This is a genomic window from Lentimicrobium sp. S6 (assembly GCF_013166635.1).
In the GTDB taxonomy this organism is placed as follows: Bacteria; Bacteroidota; Bacteroidia; order Bacteroidales; family UBA12170; genus UBA12170.
This window is the reverse complement of sequence record NZ_JABKBZ010000157.1, coordinates 1-3,250: the sequence shown is the minus strand read 5'-3', so window position 1 is coordinate 3,250 and position 3,250 is coordinate 1. Positions and strand designations below refer to the sequence as shown.

1 protein-coding gene is annotated in these 3,250 nt (G+C 40.2%); it reads left to right on the top strand.

Annotated elements, in window-relative coordinates:
- Positions 1 to 258: 258 nt before the first annotated feature.
- The coding region (locus HNS40_RS21900; RefSeq protein ID WP_172284848.1) for a PAS domain S-box protein at positions 259 to 3,250 on the top strand (2,992 nt) is incomplete at its 3' end.

Below are 3,250 nucleotides of genomic sequence, written 5' to 3'. Positions count from 1 at the left end.
TTCTTTAGATTTAACAGAAGGAATCATCGCCAATCAATTTTAGATAAAATCATTCAGAGATGCGTAGAGCATAAACCGATTGCTTACGCTTCGATTAAATTACACGAGACTTAAATGGGTAACCCTATTATTAAATTTGAGCAATAATCAAAGAGTATTCGTAGAAATGGGCACGCTCCATAACTGCGAAACGTTATAGCCAATGCTAAAAAAATACAACTGCAACTAATAACAAGAGTAGCATAAAAAAATAAAGATATGGACGACAAAAACTACAAATCAATTCTTATGAAAAGCCCTTTCGGCTTTGCGTACCATAAGATTATAGTTGATGAACAGGGAAAACCCACCGATTATGAATTTTTGGAAGTCAACCCTGCCTTTGAACGCATCACCGGACTAAAAGCCAAAGAAATAATTGGCAAAACCGTGTGTGAAGTACTGCCCGGTATCCGCGAAGGCAATTTCGACTGGGTGCAATATTACGGGGATATCGCCCTTGATGGTGGTGAAAGCGAGTTTGAACAATATTCAAAACCAATGGGCAGTTGGTACAAGGTGCATGCCTATTCAAACCAAAAATACTATTTCTCAACCGTTTTTACTGATATCTCAGCACAAAAGTCTCTTTCAGATATTGCTGCCACATTTAATAATTTCACAGCACAAACCATCGACATGCAATACGTGGCCGACAAAGCCCGGGAAATATCCGGCGCTACCTATGCCGTGCTGAACAAGTTCGATGAAAAAGGACGCGATTTTTCAACCATCGCTTTTTCGGGTATGAATAAACATATCGAAAAAGGCATTTCCTTGCTCGGCTTCGACCCCCGTGGCAAAAAGTGGGTGTACGACCCCGAGCGGCAGAAAAAAATCGATAAGCAAAAAACTACGATTTTTCAGCAGCTTACTGATTTAACCGGAACCACAATTCCCGAAAAAATCATTACTCTGTTAAGCAAAACCTTTAACATCGGGCAGGTTGCCGTGGTAAAAACCACAAGCGAAAACACCATGCTTGGCGATTTTGTCCTATTTTTTAAACGCGGCAGCCAATTGCAAAACCGGGAAACCCTCGAAACTTATGCCGACCTTACAGGCATGTTATTGAGCCGGATAGATGAGGAAAGAAAAGTGATAAATGAACAAGCAAGGCTCAAAACAATCACCGACAACATGACCGACTTTGTTTGGGAAATCGACCTGCAACTAAACTTCACCTACATCAGCCCATCGGTGGAAAGGATTTTAGGTTTTTCTGCCGACCAATACCTGCATCTGAGCATTGAAGAACGATATTCGCCCGAAACCCTGCAAAAAATACATTCCCTTTTGCATGAAGAACTCGAAAAGGAAAAAGACCCGGCAGTGGACAAAAACCGCAGCCGCACCATCGAAATTAAAGAATGCAGGAAAGACGGCAGCATGGTTCCGATGGAAATTCATGTTAGCTTCGTACGCGACGAAAATGGAGTCCCCATTGGCTTGCAGGGCATTTCGCGTGACATCACCGAGCGCAAGCAGGCGGAGGAGAAAATTCGGGAAAGCGAAGAACAATTCCGTAAAATGTTTAATGATCACGCTGCAATTATGCTTTTAATCGATCCGGAAAGCGGTGCGATTACTAATGCAAACTCTGCGGCTCAATTATTTTACGGATATTCTCATCAACAGCTATGCGATCTGCGTATCCAGGAAATAAACCAATTATCAAATGATGAGGTAGCAAAGGAGATACAAAATGCACGAAATCAACATCTAAATTATTTCACCTTCCCCCATAAATTGAAGAATGGTCAAATTCGCACAGTCGAAGTCCATTCAACACCAATGGAAATAAATAATGAAAAAATGCTCTTTTCGATCATTCACGACATCACCGAGCGCAAGCAGGCGGAGGAAGAATTACTTATTGCCAAAGAAGAGGCGGAAGCAAATGAACAAAAGTACCAGATGCTTTTCGATTCAAACAAGGACAGTATTTCTCTTATGAGTCTCAATACTGATGGAAAACCATCCCACTTCATTGAATTTAATAAAGCAGCTTGCGAGATGTTTGGTTATACCAGAGAAGAATTACTGCTGATGAAACTCGAAGAATTGGAGGTGCCAGTTCTGGAAAATATTATGCTTCAAAGGATAGAATCTCTTCAAACGAAAGGCAGTGTTGATTTCGAAACAATTATCAGGGATAAAGCCGGAAATGACAGACATACTGAGGTAAAAGTCATTCTGATAAATTATCAGAACCAGCCTGCATTGATGAACATTACTAGAGATATCACCGCGCGCAAGCAGGCGGAGGAAGCGCTACAAAAAAGCGAATATCGATTTCGAAAAATTATTGAAACTTCACCCGATGGTATTGCCATTGCTGCACTGGATGGAACAATACAGTTTGTAACGGAGAAAAGTGGTTCTATGTGGGGTTATGACGCAACAGATGAGCTGTTAGGCAGAAATATCATGGAATTTCTTCATCCTGATTATCATGAAAAAGCGATTTATTTGATAAATGAGTTGTTCAATGGCACTTTGACAGGAGCTAGCGAATATCTGATGGTACGAAAAGATGGAAGTACATTTTATTCTGAAGTCAATGCCAATATTCTTCTCGATGCCAGCAATATTCCAACTGGTGTTTTGTATGTCGAACGCGACATCACCGAGCGCAAGCTGGCGGAGGATGCATTGCGCGAAAGTGAGAAAAAATACCGTTTGCTTACCGAAAATATGGTAGATGTAATTTGGGTTCTGAATGCAAATACCGGTAAATTTACTTATATCAGCCCATCGGTATTTCAATTAAGAGGTGTAACTGCAAGTGAAGCTATGAATGAAAGTATAGAAGATTCGCTAACGCCTGATTCGGTTTTAATAGTAAAGGACACGATAACCAAAAATGTAAATACTTTTATTGCACATCCCGAAGTAACGGATTATTATATTAATGAACTGCAACAGTATTGTAAAAATGGAGAGATTATCTGGATTGAAGTATCAACACAATTCAGCTTCAACCCTTCAGGTGATATCGAAATTCTTGGTGTAACCAGGAATATTGAGGAAAGAAAAAAAACGGAAGCCGAAATAATTCAGAAAAACAAAGAACTTTCAAATATCAACGCCGAAAAAGACAAATTTTTCTCTATCATAGCCCACGATCTCAAAAGTCCTTTCAATGGAATTATGGGTTTTAGCGCCTTACTTGTCGAGCAGGTTCAGAAAGAGGATTACGATGGTATTG